Genomic DNA, 25,265 nt, shown 5'->3' with positions numbered 1-25,265 from the left:
TCACCGAGGACGACTCCCCGCAGGCGCTGGCCCACGCCCGCGAGCAGTGCCGCTGGTTCGGCGGCATGGTCGGCAACCACGTCGCCGACCTGGTGACCCGGTACGGCGAGGTGTCGAGCGCGGTCCCCCAGGAGCTCACGGATTACATCAAGGCCCGTGAGGGGTACGACTACTCGCACCACGGCCGCACCGGCAACCCCGACACCGCGTTCGTCCCCGACGAGATCGTCGACCGCTTCTGCCTCATCGGCACCGCCGAGCAGCACATCGAGAAGCTGCGCGCCCTGAAGGCCCTCGGTGTCGACCAGTTCGCCCTGTACGACATGCAGGACGCCAAGGAGTCCACCATCGACGTCTACGGCTCCACCGTCATCCCCGCGCTCCGCGGCTGATCCCGGGCCCGCCATCCCCCCGCACGGCACGTTCGATCCCCGTTCCCCGCCTCGAACGAAGGGGCTGCCATGACAGCCACCGCTCCACCCCCTGCCGGAAGAACCGGGGCCGACGGCCGCGTCGAGCTCCCGCCCGACGCCGTCCCGTCCGGCCCCTACGCCAACGAGGACCTGCTCCCCGTTCCGCTCGCCAAGCGGAAGTGGACCACGTACAACTTCACCGCGCTGTGGATCGGGATGGCGCACAACGTCGCCTCCTGGACCCTCGCCTCGGGCCTGGTCGCCCTCGGCATGGACTGGAAGCAGGCGGTGCTCACCATCGCCCTCGCCAACCTCATCGTGCTCGTGCCGATGCTGCTCACCGGCCACGCCGGTCCCAAGTACGGCATCCCGTTCCCGGTCTTCGCCCGCGCGTCGTTCGGGGTGCGCGGGGCCAACCTGCCCGCCCTGGTCCGGGCGGCGGTCGCCTGCGTGTGGTTCGGCATCCAGACCTGGATCGGCGGCTCCGGCATCTTCCTGCTCGCGGGGAAGCTCTTCGGCGACTCCTGGGCGACCGCCGGGACGATCGGCGGCTACCCGTGGACGCAGTGGCTCTCCTTCGTCGTCTTCTGGACCATCCAGGTCGCGATCATCGTGCGCGGCATGGAGATGGTGCGGCGGTTCGAGAACTGGGCGGCCCCCTTCGTCATCGTCGGCGCGATCGCGCTGCTGATCTGGATGAGCGTGAAGGCCGGCGGCTTCGGCCCGCTGCTCGACCAGCCCTCCGCCCTCGGCTGGGGCGGTGACTTCTGGAAGGTCTTCTTCCCCGCCCTCATGGGCATGATCGGCTTCTGGTCGACCCTCTCCCTCAACATCCCCGACTTCACCCGCTACGCCGCCGGCCAGCGCGCCCAGCTGTGGGGCCAGTCCCTCGGACTGCCCACCACGATGACGCTGTTCGCGCTGCTGTCGGTGCTGGTGACCTCCGGCTCGCAGGCGGTGTACGGCGAGCCGATCTGGGACCCGGTGGCGCTGGCCGCCAAGCTCGACAACTGGGCCGCGGTGCTCTTCGCGTTGATCACGGTCCTGGTGGCCACCCTGTCGGTGAACATAGCGGCCAACGTGGTCTCGCCCGCCTTCGACCTCTCGAACATCGCGCCGCGCAGGATCAGCTTCCGCACCGGTGCGCTGATCACCGCGGTCGTGGGCGTCGTCATCTTCCCCTGGAAGCTGCTGGCCAGCCCGCAGGCGTACATCTTCACCTGGCTCGGCACCGTCGGCGGTCTGCTCGGCACGGTGGCCGGCATCCTCATCGCCGACTACTGGATCCTGCGCCGCACCCGGCTGGAGCTGGCCGACCTGTACCGGACGGAGGGCCGCTACTGGTACGACGGCGGGTGGAACTGGCGGGCGCTGGCGGCGTTCGCGGTCGGCGGTGTCCTGGCCATCGGCGGCTCGCACTCCGGGCTCGACGCCAAGGGCGTCAAGCAGGGGCCGTTCCCCGTCGACGGGATGATCCCCTTCCTGAAGCCGCTCGCGGACTACGGGTGGGCCGTCGGCCTCGCCGCCTCCCTCCTCGTCTACCTCCTGCTCAGCCGTCTCGCGCCCGACCACAGGAGCTGACCCCGCCGGTTCGTACAGGGGCCCGGGTCCGGTCCGCTCAGCGGCCGGACCCGGGCCCCGCGGCGCGCTGCGCCTCGTGCGCGAGCAGCGCCACGTACAGCGAGGTGAGCTGCTCCCAGTCGTCCAGGTCGATGCCGAGCAGCGACTCGATGCTCTGCAGCCGCCGATACAGGGCGGGCCGGCTGACGTGGTGCACCTGGGCGGCCGCCGACTTGTTGCGGCCCGTGGCCAGGTAGGTGCGCAGCACCTCCAGCAGCGCCGGGTTCCCCAGCAGGGGCCCCAGCTCCCGCCCGATGAAGGCCTGCAGCTCCGGCTCGTCGCGCAGCAGGCGGACCAGGCCGCGCAACCGCACGTCGCGCAGCCGGGCCACCGGTGCCCCGGGCGGGCCGGCGACCGCCGCGTCCGCCACGTGCACCGCCTCGACGAAGGAACGGCGGACCTCGTCCAGCTCCCGGCAGCCGAAACCCGCGCCGGCCACCGCGGTACGGTGCCGCCCGGCGAGCTCCTCGTGCACCCGCACCGCCACCTTGTGCACGGCGGCATCGGCGTCCTGACCGTACGGGATGCTCAGCAGGACCGCCGTGCCGGCGGAGCCGATCCGCGCCACCAGCCCGGCGACGCCGGGGTGTTCGGCCAGTACGTGCTCGATCAGCTCCGGCATGTCGTCCCGGCCCTCCGGCACCGCCCCGAGGGGGCGGACGACGACGGGCACGAAGGTGCGCCGGTTGACCGGGAGCCCCGCGGCGCGCACCCGGGTGACCAGCTGCTCGGGGCGGGCCGTGCCCGTCGCCAGGTCGTGCAGCAGCGACTCGGCGGCCTGGTCCTCCCAGCCCCGGTCCTGGTCACCGAGGAGGCGGTGCATGGCGAGCGCCTCGGAGGCACGGGCGCCCAGCACCCGGCCGAACTCCTCCGGGCCGTGGTAGCCGAAGAGCACCAGGCGCCCCCACTGCCGGCCCCGTGCCTCCAGCGGGGCGACGACCCAGCCGTCCGGGCCGACCGTCACCGCGCCGCTGCCGGCCAGTTCGGCGACCTGACCGGAGACCCGCTCCCAGTCGCGCAGCAGGTCGTTGAGCGAGCCCTTGTCCCCGGCCGAGGCCAGCACGCGCTGCGCGAGGTTGACGACGACGGCCGGGCAGCCGCTGTGCGCCGCTATCTCGTCCAGGACCTGCTGGAGGCTGGCGCCGGAGAGGTTGAGCGCGGTCAGCGAGGAGCGGACCCGGTCGGAGAGGTCGAGCGCGGCGAACCGGCCGTGCACCAGCCGCGCGTGCACCTCCTCGGTGAGCCGCGCGAACGGTGCCGGCCGGTGCAGCACGATCAGCGGCACCCCGCAGCGCTCGGCGGCCCGGCGCATCGGCTCGGGCGTGGTGCGGAACGCCCGGCCGAGGCCCAGGACGACCGCCGCGACGTCGGCGCGCTGCATCGACTCGACGTACTCGCGCTGCGCCCGCTCGTCGCCCGCCAGCAGCAGTCCGGTGGTCAGCACCATCTCCCCGCCGCTGAGCATGACCCCGACGTCCAGCGCCTCGGCCACGTGCAGCCAGCGCACCGCGCGGTGCAGATGGGCGGAACCGGCCACGACCTCCGGCACCCAGGGCGTCACGAGGTCGAGGTCGAGGACGTCGCGCACGGTGAGCCGCCCCGCCGCGCCCGCCGGGGGTGTGTCCGGTCTGCCGTCGCTCACGCGCCCACGCCCGTCCCTCGTGCTGCCAGGGGTGGGAGTCTAGTCACCCGCACCCCGCCCGGGGCCGGTCCGCGCGGGGGGATCAGAGGCCGTAGACGCGCCGGGCCGTGCCGGAGAAGACCTCCCGCCGCTCGCCGTCGTCCAGTCCGCCGGTCAGGGCGCGGGCGGCGTCGACCACCTCGGCGTAGGAGGCGGCGAGCCGGCACACCGGCCAGTCGGAGCCGAACATCAGGCGGCCGGGCCCGAAGGCGTCGAGGACGGTGGCGGCGTAGGGGGCGAGGTCGGCCGTGGTCCAGGTGTCCCAGTCGGCCTCGGTGACCATGCCGGAGAGCTTGCACACGGTGTTGGGCCGTGCGGCCAGCGACCGCAGGTCGTCGCTCCAGGGCCGCGTCCCGCCCTCGGAGATGGGCGGCTTGCCCAGGTGGTCGAGGACGAACACCAGCTCGGGCACGAGGCCGGCGGCGCGGGTCGCCGCCGGGAGCTGGCGGGCGAGCACCACCAGGTCGTAGACGAGCCCCGCGTCGGCCACCGCGCGCAGTCCGCGCAGCACGTCGGGACGGAGCAGCCACTCGGGGTCGGCTTCGCCCTGCACCTGGTGGCGGATCCCCACCAGGTGCTCGCCGCCCGGCAGTTCGCGCAGGGCCGCGAGCCGGTCCGCGACCGCGGGGTCCGTCAGGTCGGTCCAGCCGACCACCCCGGCCACCAGGTCGCTGCCCGCGGCCAGCGCCAGGAACTCCGGGGTCTCCGCGGCCACCGTGACGGTCTGGACGAGGACGGTCGCGGTGACCCCGGCGGCCTTCGCCTCCGGTTCCAGGTCGGCGAGGGAGAAGTCGCGGCGCAGCGGGGCCAGCCGCTCCCCGGTGATCCAGTCCTGGTCGCGCACCGACAGGTCCCACAGGTGGTGGTGCGCGTCGATGATGCCTTCCACCGCGGTCACAGCTGCCACACCACCGGCAGCGGCGCCCCGGCGCCCTCGGCGGAGTAGTCGTGGGCGACCTCCTGCAGCTCCGCCATCCGCGCCTGCCAGGCGATGTTGACGGGCAGCCGTTCCAGCGCGGCGAGCATCGCCGGGTAGTCGCCGACGTCCAGCAGGTGGAAGAGGTCGCCGCCGCTGCGCCAGATCGTCCACTCGCGCACGCCCGCGCCGCGGATGGCGGCGGTCAGCTCAGCGGGCACCTCTCGGTGCGCCGCCTCGTAGGCGGCGATCCGGTCCGCTCGCACCTTCGTGTGCAGGGCGACCCTCATGACACCTCCTCGTCCGGTACGGGTACGTCCGCGCGGAGCAGGCCCTCGGCGCGCAGGTCGGCCCACATCGGGGCCGGGAGCGGCAGCCGCAGCATCGCCGCGGTGTCCCGCGCCTCGTCGGCGGAGCGCAGCCCCACCAGCGTGCTCGCCACGGCGGGATGGGCCGCGGGGAAGCGCAGGGCGGCCGCGCGCAGCGGCACGCCGTGCCGGCCGGTCACCGACCGCAGGCGGCGGGCGCGGGCGAGCACGGGCCCGGGGGCGGGGGCGTAGTCGTACGTGGCGTCCTCGCCCGGGTCGATCAGCAGGCCCGAGTTGAAGGCGCCGCCCACGACCACGCTCGCGCCGCGGGCCGCGGCCAGCGGCAGCACCTCGGCCAGGCCCTCCTGCTCCAGCAGTGTGTAGCGGCCGGCCATCAGCACCACGTCGACGTCGGTGTCCCGCAGGAAGCGGGCGAGCATGGCGGTCTGGTTCATGCCCGCGCCGATCGCCCCGACCACGCCCTGCGCGCGCAGTTCCTCCAGCGCCGGGTACGCCTGGCCGAAGGCCTCCTCGGCGTGGTCGTCGGGGTCGTGGAGGTACACCACGTCGACGCGGTCCAGGCCGAGGCGCTCCAGACTCGCCTCGACGCAGCGCCGTACGCCGTCGGCGCTGAAGTCCCAGACGCGGCGCAGCCCGGCGGGCACGGCGAAGCCGTTCGCCAGGTCGTCCCCGCCCGGTCCGCCGGGCTCCAGCAGCCGCCCGACCTTGGTGGAGACGGTGTACTCGGCCCGCGGCCGGTCGCGCAGGGCGGCGCCGAGCCGGCGTTCGGACAGGCCGAGCCCGTAGTGGGGCGCGGTGTCGAAGTAGCGGACGCCTGCGTCCCAGGCGGCGTCCACGGCCGCGCGGGCGGCGTCGTCGGCGACCGGGGTGAAGAGGTTGCCGATCGGGGCGGCGCCGAAGCCCACCTCGGTGACGGCGACTTGGCTGCGGCCCAGGGTGGTGGTGCGCATCGCGGTCCGGGCCCTCACTTCCCGGCCGGGCGCAGCCGCAGCCCGGCCATGCCGCCGTCCACGGCGAGCGCGGTGCCGGTGACGGAGGCCGCGGCGGGGCTCGCCAGGTAGACGATGGCGGCGGCGACCTCGTCGGCGGTCACCAGGCGGCCCATCGGCTGCCGGGCGTCGAGGGCGGCGCGTTCCGCCTCGGGGTCGTCGGCGGCGTCCAGCAGCCGGGCCACCCACGGGGTGTCGGCGGTACCGGGGTTGACGCAGTTGACCCGGATGCCCTCGCGGACGTGGTCGGCGGCCATCGCCAGGGTCAGCGAGAGCACGGCGCCCTTGCTGGCGCTGTACAGCGCGCGCTGCGGCAGCCCGGCGGTGGCGGCGATGGAGCAGGTGTTGACGATCGCGGGACGGGCCGAGCGCCGCAGGTGCGGGAGCGCGGCGCGGGTGGTGCGCACGATTCCGAGCACGTTGACGTCGAGCACGCGGTGCCACTGCTCGTCGGGGTTGTCCTCGACGGTGCCCGCCGCCCCGATGCCCGCGTTGTTGACGAGGACGTCGAGGCCGCCGAGGGCTTCCGCCGCGCAGTCCACGGCGGCGCGGGTGGAGGCGTCGTCGCTGACGTCGGCCTTGAAACCCGTCAGGTGCGCCGGCAGTCCGTCCGGCGCCAGGTCCAGTACGGCGACGCGGGCGCCGCGCGCGGCCAGCAGCCGCGCGGTCGCCAGCCCGATCCCGGAGGCGCCGCCCGTGACCAGGGCCCCGAGGCCCTCCAGGTCGCGCAACTCCTCGCTCATGCCGTCCCACCTTCCTGCCGTGCCCGGTCGGCCACCCAGAACGTACCGTCGGGGTAGCGGTACGCGTCGATCGATTCCGGCCTCATCTGCGCGGAGAAGCCGGGCGCCACCGGAGCGGTGTAGTGGCCGCGGCGCATGACGACCGGCGTGGTGAAGTGTTCGTGGAGGTGGTCCACGTACTCGATGGAGCGGTCCTCGGTCGTGCCGGCCAGTGCCACGAAGTCGAACATCGACAGGTGCTGCACCAGTTCGCACAGTCCGACGCCGCCGGCGTGCGGGCACACCGGGACGCCGAAGGCGGCGGCCAGCAGCAGGATGGCCAGGTTCTCGTTGACCCCGCCGACCCGCGCCGCGTCGATCTGCAGCACGTCGATCGCGCCGGCCTGCAGCAGCTGCTTGAACACGATCCGGTTCTGCACGTGCTCGCCGGTGGCGACCCGGACCGGCGCGACCGCCTTGCGGATCGCGGCGTGGCCGAGGACGTCGTCGGGGGAGGTGGGTTCCTCGATCCAGTACGGGTCGAACTCGCCCAGCGCGGTGACCCATGCCACGGCCTCGGCGACGCCCCACCGCTGGTTGGCGTCGATCGCGATGCGCACGTCCGGGCCCACGGCGGCGCGGGCCGTGCGCATGCGCCGTACGTCGTCGCCCAGGTCGGCGCCGACCTTCAGTTTGATCTGGGTGAAGCCGTCGGCCACGGCCTGCTCGGCGAGGCGGGTCAGCTTCTCGTCGGAGTAGCCGAGCCAGCCGGGCGAGGTGGTGTAGCCGGGGTAGCCGTGCTCCAGCAGTTCGGCGGTGCGCGCGGCGGCGCCCTTCCGGCCCGCGCGCAACAGTTCCAGCGCGCGTTCGGGGGTGAGGGCGTCGGCGATGTAGCGGAAGTCGACCTGGGAGACGAGCCATTCGGGCTCGGCCTCGGCCAGCAGCCGCCACAGCGGAAGGCCCCGGCGCTTGGCGGCCAGGTCCCACACGGCGTTGACGACGGCTCCGATCGCCATGTGCATCACGCCCTTCTCGGGCCCCAGCCAGCGCAGTTGGCTGTCGCCGGTCAGGTCGCGGGCCACGGAGCCGGGGTCGGCGCACAGCTCCTCGACCGGCCGGCCGACGAGATGGGGGCGGAGTGCCTCGATCGCCGCGACCTGGACGTCGTTGCCCCGGCCGATGGTGAAGACGAAGCCGTGTCCTTCGTGGCCGTCGTCGGCATCGGTCCGCAGCACCACGTACGCGGCGGAGTAGTCGGGGTCCGGATTCATCGCGTCCGAACCGTCGAGCTCCCGTGAGGTGGGGAAGCGGATGTCGTGGGTGTCGATCGCGGTGATGCGGGCGGAGGTTGCGGACAAGTGGCTGCCTTTCACGCTCGGCCTGGCCAAGACATCGGAGGTCTCGCGCCACGGTGACTCTAGGCCTCCGGGACGGGGCTGGCAATCCATTCCTCGGATGTCTCGCCCCTCGAACTCCATTCGATCGTGTCCGTATAAGGGGTTGTCAGGGTCGCGGGACGGACTTACCTTCCTTTCGTCCGGGATACCTCGGATGAATCGCCCCGGCTTACCCGGACAGGGAGAACACGGCATGAAGCCCGCCCGCACGCGCTCCACCGCCGCGATCGCCGCGGCCGTTCTCGTCACGGCCGCGCTCGCCACCGCCTGCAACCGCGGCAGCACCGGCACCGCCGCCGGCTCCGGCGACGACAAGCCCGCCATCGGCATCGACCTGCCGCGCTCGGACTCCGACTTCTGGAACTCCTACGCGCAGTACGTCGAGAAGGGCATCGAGGACGACGGCCTGAACGCGCTGCCGCGGAGCAACTCGCAGAACGACATCACCAAGCTCGTCGCCAACGTCCAGGTCTTCCAGAACACCGGGGCCAAGGCCGTCGTGATGGCGCCGCAGGACACCGGCGCCATCGCCTCCACCCTCGACACCCTCGCCGGCAAGAAGATCCCCGTGGTCAGCGTGGACACCCGCCCCGACAAGGGCGACGTCTACATGGTCGTCCGCGCCGACAACAAGGCGTACGGCACCAAGGCCTGCGAGTTCCTGGGCGAGCAACTGGGCGGCAAGGGCAAGGTGGCCGAGTTCCAGGGCGCCCTGGACTCCATCAACGGCCGCGACCGCTCCGAGGCGTTCGCGGCGTGCATGAAGGAGAAGTTCCCCGGCATCACGGTCTTCGAGCTGCCCACCGACTGGAAGGGCGACGTCGCCTCCGCCAAGCTGCAGAGCCTGCTCGCCCAGCACCCCGACCTGAACGGCATCTACATGCAGGCGGGCGGTGTCTTCCTGCAGCCGACGCTGGCCCTGCTCAAGCAGAAGGGCCTGCTCAAGCCGGCCGGGCAGAAGGGCCACATCAGCATCGTCTCCAACGACGGCATCCCGCAGGAGCTGGACGCCATCCGCAAGGGCGAGATCGACGCCACCGTCTCCCAGCCCGCCGACCTCTACGCCAAGTACGCGCTGTACTACGCCAAGGCCGCCGCGGAGGGGAAGACCTTCAAGGCGGGCCCCACCGACCACGACTCGACGATCATCAGCATCCCCAACGGCCTGGAGGACCAGCTCCCCGCGCCGCTGGTGACCAAGGAAAACGTCGACGACAAGGCCCTGTGGGGCAACAACATCGGCTGACCGTCCGTCCGCACCCGAAGAACGGAAGACCACCATGGCGGACCCCGCCACCGCGCCGCCGGCCGTGGCCGAGGCGACCGGGATCAGCAAGCGGTTCGGCGCCACCGTGGCGCTGCGCGACGCGGGCATCTCGGTCGCCCCGGGCGAGTCGCACGCCCTCGTGGGCCGCAACGGCGCCGGCAAGTCCACCCTCGTCGGCATCCTCACCGGCCTCCAGCAGCCCGACGACGGCACCCTGCGCTTCTCGGGCGAACCGGCGCCCTCCTTCGGCGACACCGACGCCTGGCGCTCCAGGGTCGCCTGCGTCTACCAGCGCTCCACCGTCATCGGCGACCTCTCCGTGGCCGAGAACCTCTTCCTCAACCGGCAGAGCCCCGGCGCGCTGCGCCCCATCCGGTGGACGGCACTGCGCCGCCGGGCGGCCGAACTGCTCGGCGAGTACGAGGTCGACATCGACCCCGCCGCACGCGCCCGCGACCTCACGGTCGAGCAGCGGCAGTTCGTGGAGATCGCACGCGCCCTGTCCTTCGGCGCCCGCTTCATCATCCTCGACGAGCCCACCGCCCGGCTCGACGCCCGCGGTATCACCCGGCTCTTCGACAAGCTCCGCGACCTGCAACGGCAGGGCGTGGCCTTCCTCTTCATCTCGCACCACCTGCAGGAGGTCTACGACCTCTGCACCACCGTCACCGTCTACCGGGACGCCCGGCACATCGTCACCGCCCCGGTGGCCGAACTGGACCACGACGCCCTGGTCGAGGCGATGACCGGGGAGAGGGCCGCCGCGCCCGCGGCCGGCGCCCCGGCGGGCGGCCGGGCGGCGGACACCGGCGGCGCGCCGCTGCTGGACGTGACCGGCCTGACCCTGCGCGGCGCCTACGCGGACGTCCGCCTGGAGGTCCGCGCCGGCGAGGTCGTCGGCCTCGCCGGGGCCACCGCCAGCGGAAACGTCCGGCTGGGGGAGACCCTCGCCGGACTGCACCGCGCCGACGCCGGGCGGATCACCGTCGCGGGCCGGGAGGTGCGCGGCTCCGGCGTCCCCGCCGCCCTGGCCGCGGGGGTGGGCCTGGTCCCCGAGGACCGCCACCACCAGGGCCTGGTCGGCACGCGCAGCGTGGCCGAGAACGCCACCCTCACGGTCACGGACCAGCTCGGGCCGTTCGGCACCGTACTGCCCTCGCGGACCCGCGAGTTCGCCGAGCGCATGATCAAGGACCTGGACATCAGGACGCCGGGCGCGGCGACCTCCGTCTCCGCGCTCTCCGGCGGCAACCAGCAGAAGGTCGTGGTCGCCCGCGCCCTGGCCACCGACCCCCATGTGCTGGTCGCGGTACGGCCCACCAACGGGGTGGACGTGCGGTCCAAGGAGTTCCTGCTGGGCAGGATCCGCAAGGTCGCCGACGACGGCCGGGCCGCGCTGGTCGTCTCCGACGAGCTGGACGACCTCAGGGCGTGCGACCGGATCGTGGCGATGTTCCACGGCCGGGTGGTCGCGGAGTTCGGCCGGGGCTGGCGTGACGAGGAACTGGTCGCCGCCATGGAGGGCGTGGCCGCACGTCCCGCGCAGGAGCGGGACACCGAGCAGGGAGAGGAAGAGGAAGGGTAGCCATGTCCACCACCACTGACGTCACCGAGCCGCCGGCGCCCACCGCCGAGGCGGCCGCGGCCGGGACGCCGCGCCGCGTACCGGGCGGGCTCGCCCGCTTCCGCGAACTGTCCCTCGTCCCCGCCATCCTGGTGCTGGGCGTCATCGGCTTCATCGTCTCGCCGGCGTTCCTCACCTCCGACAACCTCATCGGGGTCGCCCAGCAGTCCACCGAGCTCAGCCTGCTCGTGCTGGCCCAGGCGCTGATCCTCATCGCGGGCCGGATGGACCTGTCGCTGGAGTCCACCATCGGCGTCGCGCCGGTCATCGCCGTCTGGCTCGTCCTGCCCTCGGCGGGCGGCCGCTTCAACGGACTGGAACTGCTGCCGGTCTGGACGGCGATACCGGTGTGCCTGCTGGTCGGCGCGGTCATCGGTGCCGTCAACGGCTTCTTCATCCTCAAGCTGCGGCTGAACGGCTTCATCGTCACCCTCGGCGCGCTCACCATGCTGCGCGGGCTGCAGATCGCCATCTCCGAGGGCCGTTCCATCGTGGAGCTCCCCGGTTCCTTCACCTACCTCGGCCACGCCTCCTGGGCCGGGGTGCCCGCCGCGATCTGGGTCTGCGCCCTGCTCTTCGCGGTCGGCGGCTGCGCGCTCGCCTGGCTGCGGCACGGCCGGGCGCTGTACGCGATCGGCGGCAACCCCGAGGCCGCGCGCACCGCGGGCATCCGGGTGGACCGGATCACCTGGGTGGTGCTCATCGTGGGCGGCGTGCTCGCGGCCTTCGCGGGCGTGCTCTACAGCGGGCACTACGGCTCGATCTCCGCTGACCAGGGCAGCGGCTGGATCTTCCAGGTCTTCGCCGCGACCGTCATCGGCGGGGTCAGCCTCAACGGCGGCCGCGGCACGCTCTTCGGGGCGCTGACCGGTGTCCTCACCCTGCAGCTGGTCGTGAACGTGATGACCCTGGCGGGCGTGCCCCCGCTGTGGAACCAGTTCCTCAACGGGGCCATCATCATCGTCGCCCTGATCATCTCCCGCTTCGCCTCGGGCGAGAAGCAGGAGTGAGGCCGCGGGGCGGGGGCCGGCGGGATCAGTAGTAGCCCTCGACCGGGACCCGGGCCTCGTCGTACAGGGCCGGGCCGTCCTGCGGCACGTGCGGGAAACCGGCCTTGGCGGCGGGCGACTTGAGCCCGGTGAGCTGGTCGGTGGACAGGGCGTAGACGACCCGGCCCAGGCCCGAGCGCTCGATGGCGCCCGCGCACATCCCGCAGGGCTGGCAGCTGGTGTACAGGGTGGTGGCGGCCGCGGTGGCCGGATCGAGCTCCCGGGCCGCCCACCGCGCCAGCTTCAGCTCGGGGTGGGCGGTGATGTCGTCGTCGCTCAGGCTGCTGTTGCGGTCCTCGGCGAGCACGGCGCCGTCCGGCCCCGCCAGCAGCGAGCCGAAGGGCGGGTTGCCGGACGCACGGGCCTCCGCGGCCAGTTCGACCGCCCGGCGCAGCAGCCGGGTCGTCATCTCGTCGGTCATCGTCACTCCGTTCGTGAGCGGTGGGCGGCGACGGCCGCGAGCGCCTGCCACGCCGTCTGCGGGCGCAGGATCTCGTGGGGGTCGCCGTTGAAGGGGTCCAGGACGACGGTGTCCGCGCCGAGCGCCCGCAGTCCGTCGAGGTCGGCGGTGATCTGGTCGAGGGTGCCCTCGCCGGCGAGCCGGTCCGGCCCGGTCACCGGTCCCGGCGTGAGCCGCAGCGCGATGCGCGGCGCGAGTGCGGGTACGGGCCGTCCCTGCTCGCGGGCCTGAGAGGCGAGGTCGCCGACGGCCTCGCGCAGCCAGGGCAGGTTGAACCGCAGCGGATGCCACGCGTCGCCGACGCGGACCGCCCGCCGTCGTCCCGCCGTGCTGTTGCCCCCGATCCAGAGCGGCACGGGGCCGCCGGCGTAGTCCGCCTCGTCCTTCCAGGCCTCGCGCAGTGCCGCCAGGTACTCGTCCGTCAGCGCGCCGCGCCGCTCGTGGGGGACGCCGAGCGCCGCGAACTCCTGCCGCGCCCAGCCGACGCCCACGCCGAGCACCAGCCGCCCGCCGCTGAGCGCGTTGAGGTTCGCGGCCATCCGGGCGGTCAGCAGCGGATGCCGGTACGGCAGGATCAGCACCGTCGTCCCCAGCCGGATCTTGTCGGTGACGCCCGCGAGCCAGGACAGGGTGGTGAAGGGCTCGTAGAAGGGTGCCGGGTACTGCTCCGCCACGTCCGGCGTCACCACGACGTGGTCGGAGACCATCAGCAGGTCGAAGCCGAGACCCTCCACCGTCCGCGCCCAGTCGCGCAGCACGCCGGGGTCGGTTCCGGGCCCGAAATTGGGGACGTTCACACCGATTCGCACTCCGTCAGGCTATCCAGCCGGAGGTCCCGCCTGGAAGGCATTCCTCGCGGTGTGGGCGACGCCCGGCCGTGGATCCGCCGGTATCTTCGCCGCATGGCCGAGAATCTCGACGCGACCGACTGGACGATCCTCACCGAGCTGCAGCGCGACGGCCGGGTGCCCTTCACCGAACTGGCCCGCCGGGTGAGCCTCAGCGCCTCCGCGACCACCGAGCGGGTCCGCCGGCTGGAGAGCCTGGGCGTCATCACGGGCTACCGCGCGGAGGTCGACCTCGGCAAGGCCGGCTACCCGGTCCTCGCGGTCGTCCGCCTGAAGTACCCCGGCAGCCGGCACGAGCCCCTGCACCGGCTGCTCGCGGAGCGTGCGGAGATCCTGGAGTGCCTGCGCACCACCGGGGAGGAGTGCTACGTGCTGAAGGTCGCCGCCGCGTCCATGGGCCACCTGGAGGAAGTCATGGACGAGCTGGCGCAGTTCGGGAGCGCGACGACCAGCGTCGTCTATCGGCAGACCCTGCCGTACCGGGGTCCCGGCGGCGCTCCTTCGGGCATGCTGTGAGCGTGGAGTCTGCGAAGGTCGTCGAAGAGCTGTGGCAGCGGATCCAGGCGCGCGACTGGGCCGGTGCCGGTGAACTGATCGCCGAGGACGCCGTGGTGGAGTGGCCCGTGAGCGGCGAGCGCATCGTCGGCAGGGCCAACTTCCTCGCCGTCAACAGCGAGTACCCGGAAGGCTGGTCGATCCGCGTCCTGCGGGTCGTGGGCGACGGCGACCAGGCCGTCTCGGAGGTCGAGGTGCCGCACGTGGACCTCGGGCTCTTCCACGCGGCGTCGTTCTGGACCGTCCGCGACGGGCGGATCGTCGCCGGACGGGAGTACTGGACGAGCCCGGGCGCCGACCCCCGCCCGGAGTGGCGCGCCCGCTACGTCGAGCCGATGTAGCGGGCGCGCGCCCTCGTACCGTGCGGGACGGTCAGCCGCCGATCGCCGGGTCGCTGGTGCTCTCCCGGCCCGTCTCGACGTGGCCGGCCAGCCGGCGCCGGAAGGTGCCGTCGTGGTCGGAGGTCACCGACAGGTCGTACCAGCCGTGGCTGCGGTGCGTCTCGGCCACGTGCACGACACGGGCGCCCGGACGCAGCCGGTGGGACGCCGGCTTGTGCTCGCCGTAGCCGTCCTTGACCGTGAGTGTGACCGTCGAGTGGCCCTGGTTGGTCAGGACCAGGCGCACGGCGCCGCTCCCGCCGTCGTGGCGGGCGCCGACCTCGGCACCCGCCGCCGCGGCCCGGCCGGCGAACCGGCGCAGGAAGCCGTTGGGGCCGTGCACGGTGAGGTCGTAGTCGCCGTGGGCGCCCGCGGCGACGTTCCAGGCGCCGGTGAGCGAGTGCCCCGACCCGACGGTGTACGTCCACGGACCGGAGGCGTCCGTCGTGGAGGTGACCAGGAAACCGGCGCCGGCCTCGCCGTGGGAGGCGAACTCGATCCGCAGCGAGCCCGCGGCGCTGACCGCGCCGTCGGCGGCGAGGTCGTACGGGACGGGCCGTGCGGGGCGCAGACCGCGCTCCTGACGGGGCAGCGAGCCCTTCGCGGGAGGGACCGGGGAGTAGTCGGGGTGACGGTCGCCGTCCGGCGGGAGGTAGCCGTCGGTGTCGGGCAGCCGCGGGGTGCGGCTGTCCTTGTGCCGGAAGTCGAAGGCCGTCGTCAGATCGCCGCAGACGGCGCGGCGCCAGGGGGAGATGTTGGGCTCGGTCACGCCGAAGCGGCGCTCCATGAACCGGATGATGGAGGTGTGGTCGAAGGTCTGCGAGCAGACGTAGCCGCCCTTGCTCCAGGGGGAGACGACGAACATCGGGACGCGCTGACCCAGCCCGTACGGACCCGCCGGGTGCCCGCTGTCGCCGGCGTACACGTCGCGGGTGACGTCGACGGTGGACGCGCCCTGTGCGGACGAGCCGGCCGGGAACGGCGGCACGACGTGGTCGAAGAACCCGTCGTTCTCGTCGTAGGTGATGAACAGCGCGGTCCTGCTCCACACCTCCGGGTCGGAGGTGAGCGCGTCGAGGACCTGCGAGATGTACCAGGCGCCGTAGTTGGCGGGCCAGTTGGGGTGCTCGGTGAAGGCCTCGGGGGCCACGACCCAGGAGACCTCCGGCAGCTTCCCTGCCTTGACGTCGGCGCGCAGGAGGTCGAAGAAGCCCTCGCCCTTGCGGGCGTCGGTGCCGGTGCGGGCCTTGTCGTACAGCGGGTCGCCGGGCTTGGCGTTGCGGTACTGGTCGAAGTACAGCAGCGAGTTGTCGCCGTAGTTGCCGCGGTAGGCGTCCTCGATCCAGCCCCAGCCGCCGGCGGCGTCCAGGCCGTCGCCGACGTCCTGGTAGATCTTCCAGGAGACCCCGGCCTTCTCCAGCCGCTCGGGATAGGTCGTCCAGGAGTAGCCCAGTTCGTCGTTGCCGAGGACCGGGCCGCCGCCCTTGCCGTCGTTGCCGGTGTGGCCCGTCCACAGGTAGTAGCGGTTGGGGTCGGTGGATCCCATGAAGGAGCAGTGGTAGGCGTCGCAGATGGTGAAGGCGTCGGCGAGCGCGTGGTGGAACGGGATGTCCTCACGGGTCAGGTGCGCCATCGTCGTGGCGGACTTGGCCGGGATCCACTGGTCGTACCGGCCCTTGTTGAAGGCGGCCTGGGTGTCCTTCCACCCGTGCGGCAGGTCCTCAAGGAAGGCCAGACCGAGGTCGTCGGCGTCCGGGTGGAAGGGCAGCACCTCCTTCGTGCCGTCCGACTGGTGCCAGACCGGCTTGCCGCTCGGCAGCGTCACGGGGTGCGGGTCCCCGAACCCCCTGACGCCGCGCAAGGTGCCGAGGTAGTGGTCGAAGGAGCGGTTCTCCTGCATCAGGACCACGATGTGCTCGACGTCCTTGAGGGAACCGGTGGTCCTGTGCGCGGGTATCTCCGCCGCGCGGGCGATGCTGGTGGACAGCGCGGTCAGGGCGGCCGTACCGCCCGCCAGTTGCATGAACCTTCTGCGGTCAAGGGCGTTCATGAAGGGCCTGTCTCCCGGAAGATGCGATGGGCCGTCGATGTGTGGAGCCGTCAGCTTCCTCAACTTGTCCGAACAAGTGGGGGCCAGTACGCGAACCGTTCGGGAAACCTGCCCCAACCGGGCCACGGTCGGCGGCGCCGTGACCTGGCCTGCCGTGCCGCTGAGGGCGTGCGGGGAGAGCGTGCACACTGAGCCCATGAACCGTCTCGAACGCTGGGAGCAGCAGACCAGGGCGCCGCTGCTCGCCCTGGCCGTGGTGTTCGGCGCCGCCTACGCCCTGCCGATCCTGGTGCCGGCCGCCGACCCCTCGCTCATCACCACCGCGCACTGGACGGAGCGCACGGTCTGGGCCCTGTTCGCCGCCGACTACGTGGTCCGGCTGGGGCTGAGCGAGCGTCGCTGGGAGTTCGTCAAGCGCCAGCCGCTCAGCCTGGCGGTGGTCGTCCTCCCGCTGCTCCAGCCGCTGCGCCTGCTGCGGCTGGTCTCCGCGCTCTTCCTGGTCGGCCAGCGGGTGCGGATGGCGGCTCAGGTGCGCCTGACGACGTACGTCGTCGGTGCCGTGCTCGGGCTGCTGGCGTTCGGATCGGTCGCCGTCCTCGAGGTCGAGCGCAACTCCCCGCACGGCAACATCCGCACCATCGGCGACGCCCTGTGGTGGTCCTTCACCACGATGACGACCGTGGGCTACGGGGACCACGCCCCCACCACCGGCGTCGGCCGGCTGATCGCCGTCGGGCTGATGCTCTCGGGCATCGCCCTGCTCGGTGTGGTCACCGCCAACATCGCCGCCTGGTTCCTGGCCCGCTTCCAGGAGGACGAGGAGGAGAACCGGCGGGTCCAGGAGGTCACGGAGGAGCTGCTGCGGGAGGTCCGTGAGCTGCGCCGCCAGGTGGCCGACCTCACGCAGGCCACGGCCGCCGCCCGCGCCGGGGCGTCCGGGCACCTCGCGAACAGCGCGGTCGAACAGGGCGTCGAATAGGGCATCGCGTCCGAACGGATCAAGGGCGCACGGGAATGGGCTAGGTCACAGGTGTGCCCCCTGCTGCTCACCTGCTCACGGGCACTAACCTCTGAGCATGACGGTCCTGCCTGATGACGGGCTTTCTCTGGCCGCCGAATTCCCGGATGCGACCCACGAGCAGTGGCGGCGCCTCGTAGAGGGCGTCCTGCGCAAGGCGGGCAAGGACGTCTCGGGTCAGGCGGCGGAGGACGCTCTGTCCACCACCCTCGAAGACGGGCTGACCACGCGCCCGCTGTACACCGCGCCCGACGCGCCCGACGCCTTCGGCGACCGCGTCGGCCTCCCCGGCTTCGCGCCCTTCACCCGGGGCGGCGCCCCGGCGGGCGGCGTCCTCGGCGGCTGGGACGTGCGCCAGCGCCACGCCCGGCCCGACGCGGCCCGCGCGAACGAGGCGGTGCTCGCCGACCTGGAGAACGGCGTCACCTCCCTCTGGCTCGTGCTCGGCGACGCCGGGCTCCCGGTGTCCGCGCTCGGCGCGGCCCTGGACGGCGTCTACCTCGACCTCGCCCCGGTCGTGCTCGAGGCGGGTGCGGACTTCGAGGCCGCCGGGCAGGCGCTGCTCGCGCTGTACGACGAACGCGGCGTGGCCCGTCGGGCCGCGCGCGGCAACCTCGGCGCCGACCCCCTCGGCCACGTCGCCCGCACCGGTGACGCCGACGCGCTCGCCGCGCACACCGCCGCCGCCGCGGGGCTGGCCCGCCGGGCCCACGAGCAGTACCCGGGGCTGCGCGCGCTGACCGTGGACGCCCTGCCGTACCACGAGGCGGGCGGCTCGGCCGCCGAGGAACTCGGCGCCTCCCTGGCCACCGGTGTGGCCTACCTGCGGGCGCTCACCGAGGCCGGACTGCCGGTCGACGCGGCCTGCGGTCAGCTGGAGTTCCGCTACGCCGCCACCGCCGACCAGTTCCTGACGATCGCCAAGCTGCGCGCGGCGCGCCGGCTGTGGGCCCGCGTCGCGCAGGTGTGCGGCGCGACCGCGGCGGCGGGGCAGCGCCAGCACGTCGTCACCTCGCCGGTGATGATGACCCGCCGTGACCCGTGGGTGAACATGCTGCGCACCACCGTCGCCACGCTGGGCGCCGGTGTCGGCGGCGCGGACTCGGTCACGGTGCTGCCGTTCGACCACGCGCTGGGCCTGCCCGACGCCTTCGCGCGCCGCATCGCCCGCAACACCTCCACCATCCTCCTGGAGGAGTCCCACCTGGCCCGGGTCGTCGACCCCGCCGGCGGCTCCTGGTACGTGGAGCGCCTCACCGACGAGCTCGCCGGGGCCGCCTGGGCCTGGTTCCAGGAGCTGGAGCGCGCCGGCGGACAGGCCGCCGCCCTCGCCTCCGGCCTGGTCGCCGACCGCCTGGCCGCGACCTGGGCCAAGCGGGCCCAGGCGCTGGCGAAGCGCCGCGAACCGATCACCGGCGTCAGCGAGTTCCCGTTGCTGTCCGAGGCACCCGTCGAGCGCGACCCGGCCCCGGCCGCGCCCTCCGGAGGGCTGCCGAAGGTCCGCCGCGACGAGGCCTACGAGAACCTGCGCGCCCGCTCGGACGCCCACCTGGCCGCGACCGGGTCCCGCCCGAAGGTCTTCCTGGCCGCCCTCGGTCCCGCCGCCGCGCACACCGGCCGCGTCACCTTCGCCGCCAACCTCTTCCAGGCCGGCGGCGTCGAGCCCGTCCACGACCCGGTGACGGTCGACGCCGCGACCGTGGCCGAGGCCTTCGCCCGCAGTGGTGCGCAGATCGCGTGCCTGTGCTCCAGCGACGCGCTGTACGAGGAGCGTGCCGCGGACGTCGCCGCGGCGCTGAAGGCCGCGGGCGCGGGCCGGGTGTTCCTGGCCGGGCGTCCGGGCGGGCACGAACAGGCCTACACGGCGGCCGGCGTCGACGGCTTCGTCTTCGCGGGCGGCGACGCGGTCGCCGTCCTGACCTCCGTACTCGACCGGATGGGAGTGGCGTGATGCGGATCCCGGACTTCTCGGAGATCGAGCTGGGACCGGGCGCCGGGAACGGCGCCACCGAGGAGCAGTGGCGCGCCGCGGTCAAGGAGACCACCGGCCGCGGCGCCGAGGACCTGGTGTGGGAGACGCCCGAGGGCATCGGCGTCCAGCCGCTCTACACCGGTCGCGACCTGGAGGGCCTGGACTTCCTGGGCACCTACCCGGGCATCGCGCCGTACCTGCGCGGCCCGTACCCGACGATGTACGTCAACCAGCCCTGGACGATCCGGCAGTACGCGGGCTTCTCCACCGCCGAGGAGTCCAACGCCTTCTACCGGCGCAACCTCGCCGCCGGCCAGAAGGGCCTGTCGGTCGCCTTCGACCTGCCCACCCACCGCGGCTACGACAGCGACCACCCGCGCGTCACCGGCGACGTCGGCATGGCGGGCGTCGCCATCGACTCGATCTACGACATGCGGCAGCTCTTCGACGGCATTCCGCTGGACCGGATGACCGTGTCGATGACGATGAACGGCGCCGTGCTGCCGGTGCTGGCGCTCTACATCCTGGCCGCGGAGGAGCAGGGCGTACCGCCCGAGAAGCTGGCGGGGACCATCCAGAACGACATCCTCAAGGAGTTCATGGTCCGCAACACCTACATCTACCCGCCGAAGCCCTCGATGCGGATCATCTCCGACATCTTCGCGTACACCTCGCAGAAGATGCCGCGCTACAACTCGATCTCCATCTCCGGCTACCACATCCAGGAGGCCGGGGCCACGGCCGACCTGGAGCTCGCCTACACCCTCGCCGACGGCGTGGAGTACCTGCGCGCCGGGCTCGGCGCGGGCCTGGACGTCGACGCCTTCGCGCCGCGGCTGTCGTTCTTCTGGGCGATCGGCATGAACTTCTTCATGGAGGTCGCCAAGCTGCGCGCGGCCCGACTGCTGTGGGCCAAGCTGGTCAGGCAGTTCGAGCCGGCGAACGTGAAGTCCCTTTCGCTACGCACCCATTCGCAGACCTCCGGCTGGTCGCTGACGGCGCAGGACGTCTTCAACAACGTCACGCGCACCTGCGTGGAGGCGATGGCCGCCACCCAGGGCCACACCCAGTCGCTGCACACCAACGCCCTCGACGAGGCGCTGGCGCTGCCCACGGACTTCTCCGCGCGCATCGCCCGCAACACCCAGCTGCTGCTGCAGCAGGAGTCGGGCACCAACCGGGTCATCGACCCCTGGGGCGGCTCCGCGTACGTGGAGAAGCTGACGTACGACCTGGCGCGGCGCGCGTGGCAGCACATCCAGGAGGTCGAGGCCGCCGGCGGTATGGCGCAGGCCATCGACGCGGGCATCCCCAAGATGCGCGTCGAGGAGGCCGCGGCCCGCACCCAGGCGCGCATCGACTCCGGCCGGCAGCCCGTCATCGGCGTCAACAAGTACCGGGTGGACAGCGACGAGAAGATCGAGGTCCTCAAGGTCGACAACTCCTCCGTGCGCGCGCAGCAGATCGCCAAGCTGCGCCGGCTGCGCGAGGAGCGCGACGAGGCCGTCTGCCAGGACGCGCTCGCCGCGCTGACCACCGCCGCCGAGCGCGGCGCGGGTCAGGGTCTGGAGGGCAACCTGCTGGCGCTCGCGGTGGACGCGGCCCGCGCCAAGGCCACCGTGGGCGAGATCTCCGACGCCCTGGAGAAGGTGTACGGCCGGCACGCCGGGCAGATCCGTACGATCTCGGGTGTGTACCGGAACGAGGCAGGGGAGTCGCCGTCCGTGGACCGCACCCGCGCGCTGGTCGACCGCTTCGAGGAGGCGGAGGGCCGCCGTCCGCGCATCCTCGTCGCCAAGATGGGCCAGGACGGTCACGACCGCGGGCAGAAGGTGATCGCCACCGCCTTCGCCGACCTCGGCTTCACGGTGGACGTCGGGCCGCTCTTCCAGACCCCAGCCGAGGTCGCCCGGCAGGCGGTGGAGGCCGACGTGCACATCGTCGGTGTCTCCTCGCTCGCGGCCGGCCACCTCACGCTGGTGCCCGCGCTGCGCGAGGAACTGGCGGCCGAGGGCCGGGAGGACATCATGATCGTGGTCGGCGGCGTCATCCCGCCGCAGGACGTCCCCGAACTGCTCGGCATGGGCGCGGCCGCGGTCTTCCCGCCCGGCACCGTCATCCCCGACTCGGCGTACGACCTGGTCACGCGGCTGGCCGCCGCGCTCGGCCACGAACTGTGAGCCCATGCCTCCCCCCATCGACCTGGACGCGTACGTCAAAGGCGTGCTGGACGGCTCCCGGGCCTGGATCGCCCGCGGCATCACCCTGGTGGAGTCGTCGCGGCCCGACCACCGGGAGCTCGCCCAGCGGCTCCTGACCGAGCTGCTGCCGCACGCGGGCAAGGCCCGCAGGATCGGCGTCAGCGGGGTGCCGGGGGTGGGCAAGTCCACCTTCATCGACGCCTTCGGCACCCTGCTCACCGGGCTCGGCCACCGGGTCGCGGTGCTCGCCGTCGACCCGTCGTCCACGCTGACCGGCGGCTCCATCCTGGGCGACAAGACCCGGATGGAACGGCTCGCGGTGGACCGTTCGGCCTTCGTGCGGCCCTCGCCCTCGGCCGGGACGCTCGGCGGCGTGGCCAAGGCGACCCGGGAGTCCATGGTCGTGGTGGAGGCGGCCGGCTACGACGTGGTGCTCGTGGAGACCGTGGGTGTCGGACAGTCCGAGACCGCGGTCGCGGGCATGGTCGACACCTTCCTGCTGCTGACGCTGGCCCGGACCGGTGACCAGCTCCAGGGCATCAAGAAGGGCGTGCTGGAACTCGCCGACGTCATCACCGTCAACAAGGCCGACGGCCCGCACGAGCGCGACGCCCGCGCCGCCGCGCGTGAACTGTCCGGCGCCCTGCGGATGATGACCCCGGTGGACGCCGGCTGGACCCCGCCCGTGCTGACCTGCAGCGCCCGCGAGGGCACCGGCCTCGACACCCTGTGGGAGCGGCTGGAGCAGCACCGCACGCTGCTGGAGTCCACGGGCCGGCTGGCCGCCAAGCGGCGCGACCAGCAGATGGAGTGGGCCTGGAGCATGGTCCGCGAGGAACTGCTGGGCCGCCTGCGGGGCCACCCCGAGGTGCGCAGGCTGACCCCGGAGATCGAACGGCAGGTCCGGGAGGGCACGCTGACGCCCACCCTGGCCGCCGCGCGCATCCTCGACGCCTTCTCGGGCTGAGCCCGCAGACCCTTGGGCTCACGCCGCCCGGGCCTGGTCCCGGGGCACGGCGCACCGCCCCGCCGACCACAGCGCACCGGGCATGTTGCAGTCCGGGCCGACCTGGTGGCGGTCGACGTAGGCGAACAGCCGCCGCGCCTCCGCCATGTGGCCCGGGCACGCGAACGAGCCGTGCCCGGGGAGCCATTGGATGTGCCACCGTGCGGGCTCCCCGCACGGCTGCGTCGCGCCGGTCGCGACACGGCCGCACGGCGTCATGCCGTCGACGGGGATCGGGGTGAGCCGGGGCGTGATGGGACCGGTCATGGGGCAGGCCTCCTCTGCCGCGTGACGCGACGTGACCTGTGTGCGTGTGGGGGGATGAGCCGCTTGTGCGCACTCGATGTCGGTATGCCCCGTCGTGGCCGCCTCCGACGCATGTGCGAGGGTCAGGAGTTGGTAACCCTGCCGCCCCGGGGCGGGGGAGGCGGCCACCATGCGGGTATGGATGACCAGGGTGGGGCTCCGGTAGCGGTGTGGCGGGTGGGCGGGGCGGCTCGTGCGGCGGGCTTCCTGCTCCCGGCGGTCCTGGGCGTGAAGGCGCTCGTCGGCTGGGCCGGCTGGATCTCCTCGCCGGAAGCGGCGACGGCCCGGTCGGCCGGGCTGTCGTCGGGATTCGCCGTCGGCGTCTCGTTGTTCTTCTGGTGGTTCGTCCACAGGGTCCGGCTCGAGGTCGGCCCGGCCGGGATCGTGGCGGTCAATCCGTGGGGCACCCACCGCCTGGGGCTGGACGAGGTGGCTTGGGTGCGGCTCGGTGCCTGGGGTGCGGAGTTCCATCACGGGGACGGCTTCAAGACCACGGCGTACGCGCTCAGCGAGCTGGCCGCAGGCACGTCGCAGGTCCGGCGTTTCGCCGAGCTGCAGGCCGTTCTGGGAGCGGGCCCCGAGGCCGGGGACTGACCGGGCGGGCCGGGCGGGAGGCAGCGGCGCGGGTGCACTCCGGAGCGCCGGCCCGCTCCGGTGAGCGTTGCGCCGTCCGGCGTGCCAGGAGCCCCGGGGTGGGGCCGGGCCGGTCGTGCGGTGCCCGCGGGGTGCCGGGCACGGGTGGCGGCGGGTGCCGGACTGCTGCGCTGTGGCCCCGTGGGGAGCTGTGCCGTCGGGCTGGTCCCGGGCCCCGGGGCGGTTGAGCTGGTGCTGCGCCTGCGGGGCCGCTGCGCGGCGGTGTTCGGCGCGGCGGTGGTGGCCCTTCGCGGAGGAAGACGCCTGGCTCGGCTGGGCCCGCGGGTGGAATCGGGCCGGGCCGGTCGTGCGAGGCCCGTGGGGCGCCGGTCAGCTCGCGTAGGCGGTCGGCGGCACGCCCACGGTCGCAGTGAAGTCCCGCACCAGATGGGCCTGGTCGCTGTAGCCGAGCTCCGCGGCGAGGGCGGCCCAGTCGACGGACGCCTCGGACTCGGCGCGCTCCAGGGCCTCGTGGATGCGGTAGCGGAGGATGACCCACTTCGGGCTGACGCCGACGTACGCCGCGAACAGCCGCTGCAGCGAGCGGGCCGTCATGCCCTCGGCGCGGGCGAAGTCCTCGACCCGCAGGATGGACCGGTCGTGGCGGATGCGGTCGGCCAGCGCCGTCGCGAGGGCCGCCTGCGGGTCGGGGGCAGGGGAGAGGGACAGCAGGAAGGCGTCGAGGGCGGCCACGCGGGCGTCCTCGTCCTGCGGGCCGAGCACCGCGCCCGGCGCGGCCTCGTGGCCGGGCAGCGCCTCGTCCAGGAGGACGCGCCGGCCCGTCCAGTGCGACACCGGCACCGTGGGTGCGAACGGCCGGAAGCCGCCGGGCCGGAACTGGATGCCGCAGACGCGTCCGGTGGCCTCCAGCTTCTGCGTGAACAGCTCGAGCCCGATGCCCGCGACCTCGCCGAAGTCGGGGGTGGTGCCGTGGCGCTGGAAGACGATGTTGACCGAGGGATGCGGCACGACGTGCGAGGCGTACGGCTCGGCGAGGTCCCAGTCGATCAGCCAGTAGTGCTCCAGGTACGGCCGCAGTGCGGGCGCGGGCGCCCGGCGCCGGAAGCGGACGCGGGCGAAGAGTTCCGGGGCGTCGACGATGCCCCGGGTGTCGTGGCGCGGGCTGTCCGGACCTGCCATACCGGCGATCCTACGGGGCGCCCCTGTCGCATTTCTTCAAGCCGCCGGGGCCCGCCCCGCCCTAGCGTCGGCCCCATGACGACGAGGACCGGTGAACTGCTCGCCGCGGCCCGCGACCGGGCCCTGCCCCTGGTGCGTGCGCTGCCCGACGAGGCCCTGGACGCGCCCACGCCGTGCGCCGAGTACGACGTGCGGAGCCTGCTCAACCACCTCTTCCACGTGGTCGTGGGCTTCCAGGCCCTCGCGGCCCGTGGGGAGGCCGACTTCTCGGTCACCCCGGACCGTCTCTGCGCTTACGGCGAGGGCTGGCGGGCGCGCTTCGAGAAGGAGACGGAGTTGCTGGTCGAGGCCTGGGCGGCGCCGGGCGCCGACGAGGGCGTGGCCGGGTCGATGAACCTGCCGGCGCGCACCGTCGGTGCCATGGCCCTGCTCGACCTGACGGTGCACCCCTGGGACCTCGCCCGTGCCACCGGGCTGCCGTTCACGCCGCACGACGAGGGGCTGCGGGCGCTGGAGGAACTGGTGGCCGCGATGGGGCCGACCGCCCGGAAAATGGGGGTCTTCGGCGAGCCCGCGCCGGTGCCCGCCGGGGCCTCCGCCTTCGAGGCACTGCTGGCGGGGACGGGCCGCGATCCGCGCTGGAGCCGCCCGGCGGCATAGCGCCGCGCAGTGCGGCGTAGCGCGGAACA

General features: G+C 73.3%; 24 protein-coding genes. 13 read left to right on the top strand and 11 right to left on the bottom strand.

Annotation, left to right across the window (positions count from 1 at the left end; translation table 11 throughout):
- Both ABZ312_RS22085 and ABZ312_RS22080 read left to right on the top strand, forming a co-directional pair.
- A partial coding sequence (locus ABZ312_RS22085; protein WP_500438555.1) for an LLM class flavin-dependent oxidoreductase occupies positions 1-392 on the top strand: 392 nt, incomplete at its 5' end.
- A gap of 69 nt (positions 393-461) precedes the next feature.
- Positions 462-1,994 carry an NCS1 family nucleobase:cation symporter-1 gene (locus ABZ312_RS22080; protein WP_500438553.1) on the top strand — a complete coding sequence of 511 codons (1,533 nt, stop codon included), beginning with the start codon at positions 462-464 and terminating at the stop codon, positions 1,992-1,994.
- A 37-nt stretch (positions 1,995-2,031) separates the two neighbouring features.
- On the opposite strand, the gene ABZ312_RS22075 is transcribed toward ABZ312_RS22080, so the two are convergent.
- From ABZ312_RS22075 to ABZ312_RS22050, 6 genes are all read right to left on the bottom strand, one after another.
- Positions 2,032-3,675: a PucR family transcriptional regulator gene (locus ABZ312_RS22075; RefSeq protein WP_500324315.1), complete on the bottom strand. Its 1,644-nt coding sequence runs from the start codon at positions 3,673-3,675 to the stop codon at positions 2,032-2,034.
- 82 nt (positions 3,676-3,757) lie between these two features.
- Positions 3,758-4,612 carry an amidohydrolase family protein gene (locus ABZ312_RS22070; protein WP_500359032.1) on the bottom strand — a complete coding sequence of 285 codons (855 nt, stop codon included), beginning with the start codon at positions 4,610-4,612 and terminating at the stop codon, positions 3,758-3,760.
- Positions 4,609-4,920: an L-rhamnose mutarotase gene (locus ABZ312_RS22065; RefSeq protein ID WP_500324313.1), complete on the bottom strand. Its 312-nt coding sequence runs from the start codon at positions 4,918-4,920 to the stop codon at positions 4,609-4,611. Before ABZ312_RS22065 ends, ABZ312_RS22070 begins: the two co-directional genes overlap by 4 nt.
- Positions 4,917-5,909 carry an aldo/keto reductase gene (locus ABZ312_RS22060; protein WP_500324312.1) on the bottom strand — a complete coding sequence of 331 codons (993 nt, stop codon included), beginning with the start codon at positions 5,907-5,909 and terminating at the stop codon, positions 4,917-4,919. The genes ABZ312_RS22065 and ABZ312_RS22060 overlap by 4 nt, the downstream gene beginning before the upstream one ends.
- A gap of 14 nt (positions 5,910-5,923) precedes the next feature.
- Positions 5,924-6,691 carry an SDR family NAD(P)-dependent oxidoreductase gene (locus ABZ312_RS22055; RefSeq protein WP_500324311.1) on the bottom strand — a complete coding sequence of 256 codons (768 nt, stop codon included), beginning with the start codon at positions 6,689-6,691 and terminating at the stop codon, positions 5,924-5,926.
- Positions 6,688-8,028 (bottom strand): enolase C-terminal domain-like protein, encoded by a 1,341-nt coding sequence (locus tag ABZ312_RS22050; RefSeq protein WP_500438551.1) that lies wholly within the window; start codon positions 8,026-8,028, stop codon positions 6,688-6,690. The genes ABZ312_RS22055 and ABZ312_RS22050 overlap by 4 nt, the downstream gene beginning before the upstream one ends.
- 232 nt (positions 8,029-8,260) lie before the next feature.
- Here ABZ312_RS22050 and ABZ312_RS22045 point away from each other — a divergent pair, with 232 nt between their 5' ends.
- Genes ABZ312_RS22045 through ABZ312_RS22035 form a run of 3 tightly spaced genes read left to right on the top strand, consistent with a single transcriptional unit; the run spans position 8,261 to position 11,968 of the window.
- Positions 8,261-9,313: a sugar ABC transporter substrate-binding protein gene (locus ABZ312_RS22045; RefSeq protein ID WP_499510657.1), complete on the top strand. Its 1,053-nt coding sequence runs from the start codon at positions 8,261-8,263 to the stop codon at positions 9,311-9,313.
- A gap of 34 nt (positions 9,314-9,347) precedes the next feature.
- On the top strand, positions 9,348-10,919 hold the full coding sequence (locus tag ABZ312_RS22040) for a sugar ABC transporter ATP-binding protein (RefSeq protein ID WP_500438549.1): 1,572 nt from the start codon (positions 9,348-9,350) through the stop codon (positions 10,917-10,919).
- Positions 10,920-10,921: 2 nt separating this feature from the next.
- Positions 10,922-11,968 (top strand): ABC transporter permease, encoded by a 1,047-nt coding sequence (locus ABZ312_RS22035; RefSeq protein ID WP_500324308.1) that lies wholly within the window; start codon positions 10,922-10,924, stop codon positions 11,966-11,968.
- A 25-nt stretch (positions 11,969-11,993) separates the two neighbouring features.
- On the opposite strand, the gene ABZ312_RS22030 is transcribed toward ABZ312_RS22035, so the two are convergent.
- Together ABZ312_RS22030 and ABZ312_RS22025 are read right to left on the bottom strand one after the other, a co-directional pair.
- Positions 11,994-12,428 carry a nucleoside deaminase gene (locus ABZ312_RS22030; protein WP_499510654.1) on the bottom strand — a complete coding sequence of 145 codons (435 nt, stop codon included), beginning with the start codon at positions 12,426-12,428 and terminating at the stop codon, positions 11,994-11,996.
- A gap of 2 nt (positions 12,429-12,430) precedes the next feature.
- Positions 12,431-13,276, bottom strand: a complete 846-nt coding sequence (locus ABZ312_RS22025; RefSeq protein WP_500324307.1) for a TIGR03619 family F420-dependent LLM class oxidoreductase — start codon at positions 13,274-13,276, stop codon at positions 12,431-12,433.
- 93 nt (positions 13,277-13,369) lie between these two features.
- Between ABZ312_RS22025 and ABZ312_RS22020 the strand changes: the two genes are divergently transcribed.
- Positions 13,370-13,831: an Lrp/AsnC family transcriptional regulator gene (locus ABZ312_RS22020; protein ID WP_500324306.1), complete on the top strand. Its 462-nt coding sequence runs from the start codon at positions 13,370-13,372 to the stop codon at positions 13,829-13,831.
- 2 nt (positions 13,832-13,833) lie between these two features.
- Complete coding sequence (locus ABZ312_RS22015) at positions 13,834-14,211, top strand: nuclear transport factor 2 family protein (RefSeq protein ID WP_500324305.1); 378 nt, start codon at positions 13,834-13,836, stop codon at positions 14,209-14,211.
- Positions 14,212-14,242: 31 nt separating this feature from the next.
- Here ABZ312_RS22015 and ABZ312_RS22010 read toward each other — a convergent pair whose 3' ends face one another.
- Entirely contained in the window at positions 14,243-16,300 is a 2,058-nt protein-coding gene (locus ABZ312_RS22010) for a phosphocholine-specific phospholipase C (protein ID WP_500359038.1), read from the bottom strand.
- Between the two features lie 196 nt (positions 16,301-16,496).
- On the opposite strand from ABZ312_RS22010, the gene ABZ312_RS22005 reads away from it, so the two are divergent.
- The 4 genes from ABZ312_RS22005 (at position 16,497) to meaB (ending at position 22,458) form a co-directional block, all read left to right on the top strand.
- Positions 16,497-17,279, top strand: coding sequence for a potassium channel family protein (locus tag ABZ312_RS22005; RefSeq protein ID WP_500324303.1), 783 nt, complete (start codon positions 16,497-16,499; stop codon positions 17,277-17,279).
- Positions 17,280-17,376: 97 nt separating this feature from the next.
- A complete protein-coding gene (gene mutA, locus ABZ312_RS22000) occupies positions 17,377-19,269 on the top strand; it encodes a methylmalonyl-CoA mutase small subunit (protein ID WP_500438547.1) in 1,893 nt (630 codons plus the stop codon).
- Entirely contained in the window at positions 19,269-21,470 is a 2,202-nt protein-coding gene (scpA, locus tag ABZ312_RS21995) for a methylmalonyl-CoA mutase (RefSeq protein WP_500438545.1), read from the top strand. The genes mutA and scpA overlap by 1 nt, the downstream gene beginning before the upstream one ends.
- A 4-nt stretch (positions 21,471-21,474) precedes the next feature.
- The gene (gene meaB, locus ABZ312_RS21990; protein ID WP_500438543.1) at positions 21,475-22,458 is read left to right on the top strand and encodes a methylmalonyl Co-A mutase-associated GTPase MeaB; all 984 of its coding nucleotides are present in this window, start codon (positions 21,475-21,477) and stop codon (positions 22,456-22,458) included.
- Positions 22,459-22,476: 18 nt separating this feature from the next.
- On the opposite strand, the gene ABZ312_RS21985 is transcribed toward meaB, so the two are convergent.
- Positions 22,477-22,764, bottom strand: a complete 288-nt coding sequence (locus tag ABZ312_RS21985; RefSeq protein WP_500324299.1) for a hypothetical protein — start codon at positions 22,762-22,764, stop codon at positions 22,477-22,479.
- A gap of 177 nt (positions 22,765-22,941) precedes the next feature.
- Here ABZ312_RS21985 and ABZ312_RS21980 point away from each other — a divergent pair, with 177 nt between their 5' ends.
- On the top strand, positions 22,942-23,397 hold the full coding sequence (locus ABZ312_RS21980) for a hypothetical protein (protein WP_500324298.1): 456 nt from the start codon (positions 22,942-22,944) through the stop codon (positions 23,395-23,397).
- A gap of 369 nt (positions 23,398-23,766) precedes the next feature.
- Here ABZ312_RS21980 and ABZ312_RS21975 read toward each other — a convergent pair whose 3' ends face one another.
- Positions 23,767-24,576 (bottom strand): DUF6597 domain-containing transcriptional factor, encoded by an 810-nt coding sequence (locus ABZ312_RS21975; protein ID WP_500324297.1) that lies wholly within the window; start codon positions 24,574-24,576, stop codon positions 23,767-23,769.
- A gap of 75 nt (positions 24,577-24,651) precedes the next feature.
- Between ABZ312_RS21975 and ABZ312_RS21970 the strand changes: the two genes are divergently transcribed.
- On the top strand, positions 24,652-25,236 hold the full coding sequence (locus tag ABZ312_RS21970) for a TIGR03086 family metal-binding protein (protein WP_500324296.1): 585 nt from the start codon (positions 24,652-24,654) through the stop codon (positions 25,234-25,236).
- The last annotated feature ends 29 nt before the right edge of the window (positions 25,237-25,265 follow it).

Origin of the sequence: Streptomyces sp. NPDC006207 (genome assembly GCF_040613835.1) — a bacterium.
Taxonomy (GTDB): domain Bacteria; phylum Actinomycetota; class Actinomycetes; order Streptomycetales; family Streptomycetaceae; genus Actinacidiphila.
The sequence above is the reverse complement of the archived record's forward strand: the minus strand, read 5'-3'. Positions and strand labels throughout refer to the sequence as shown.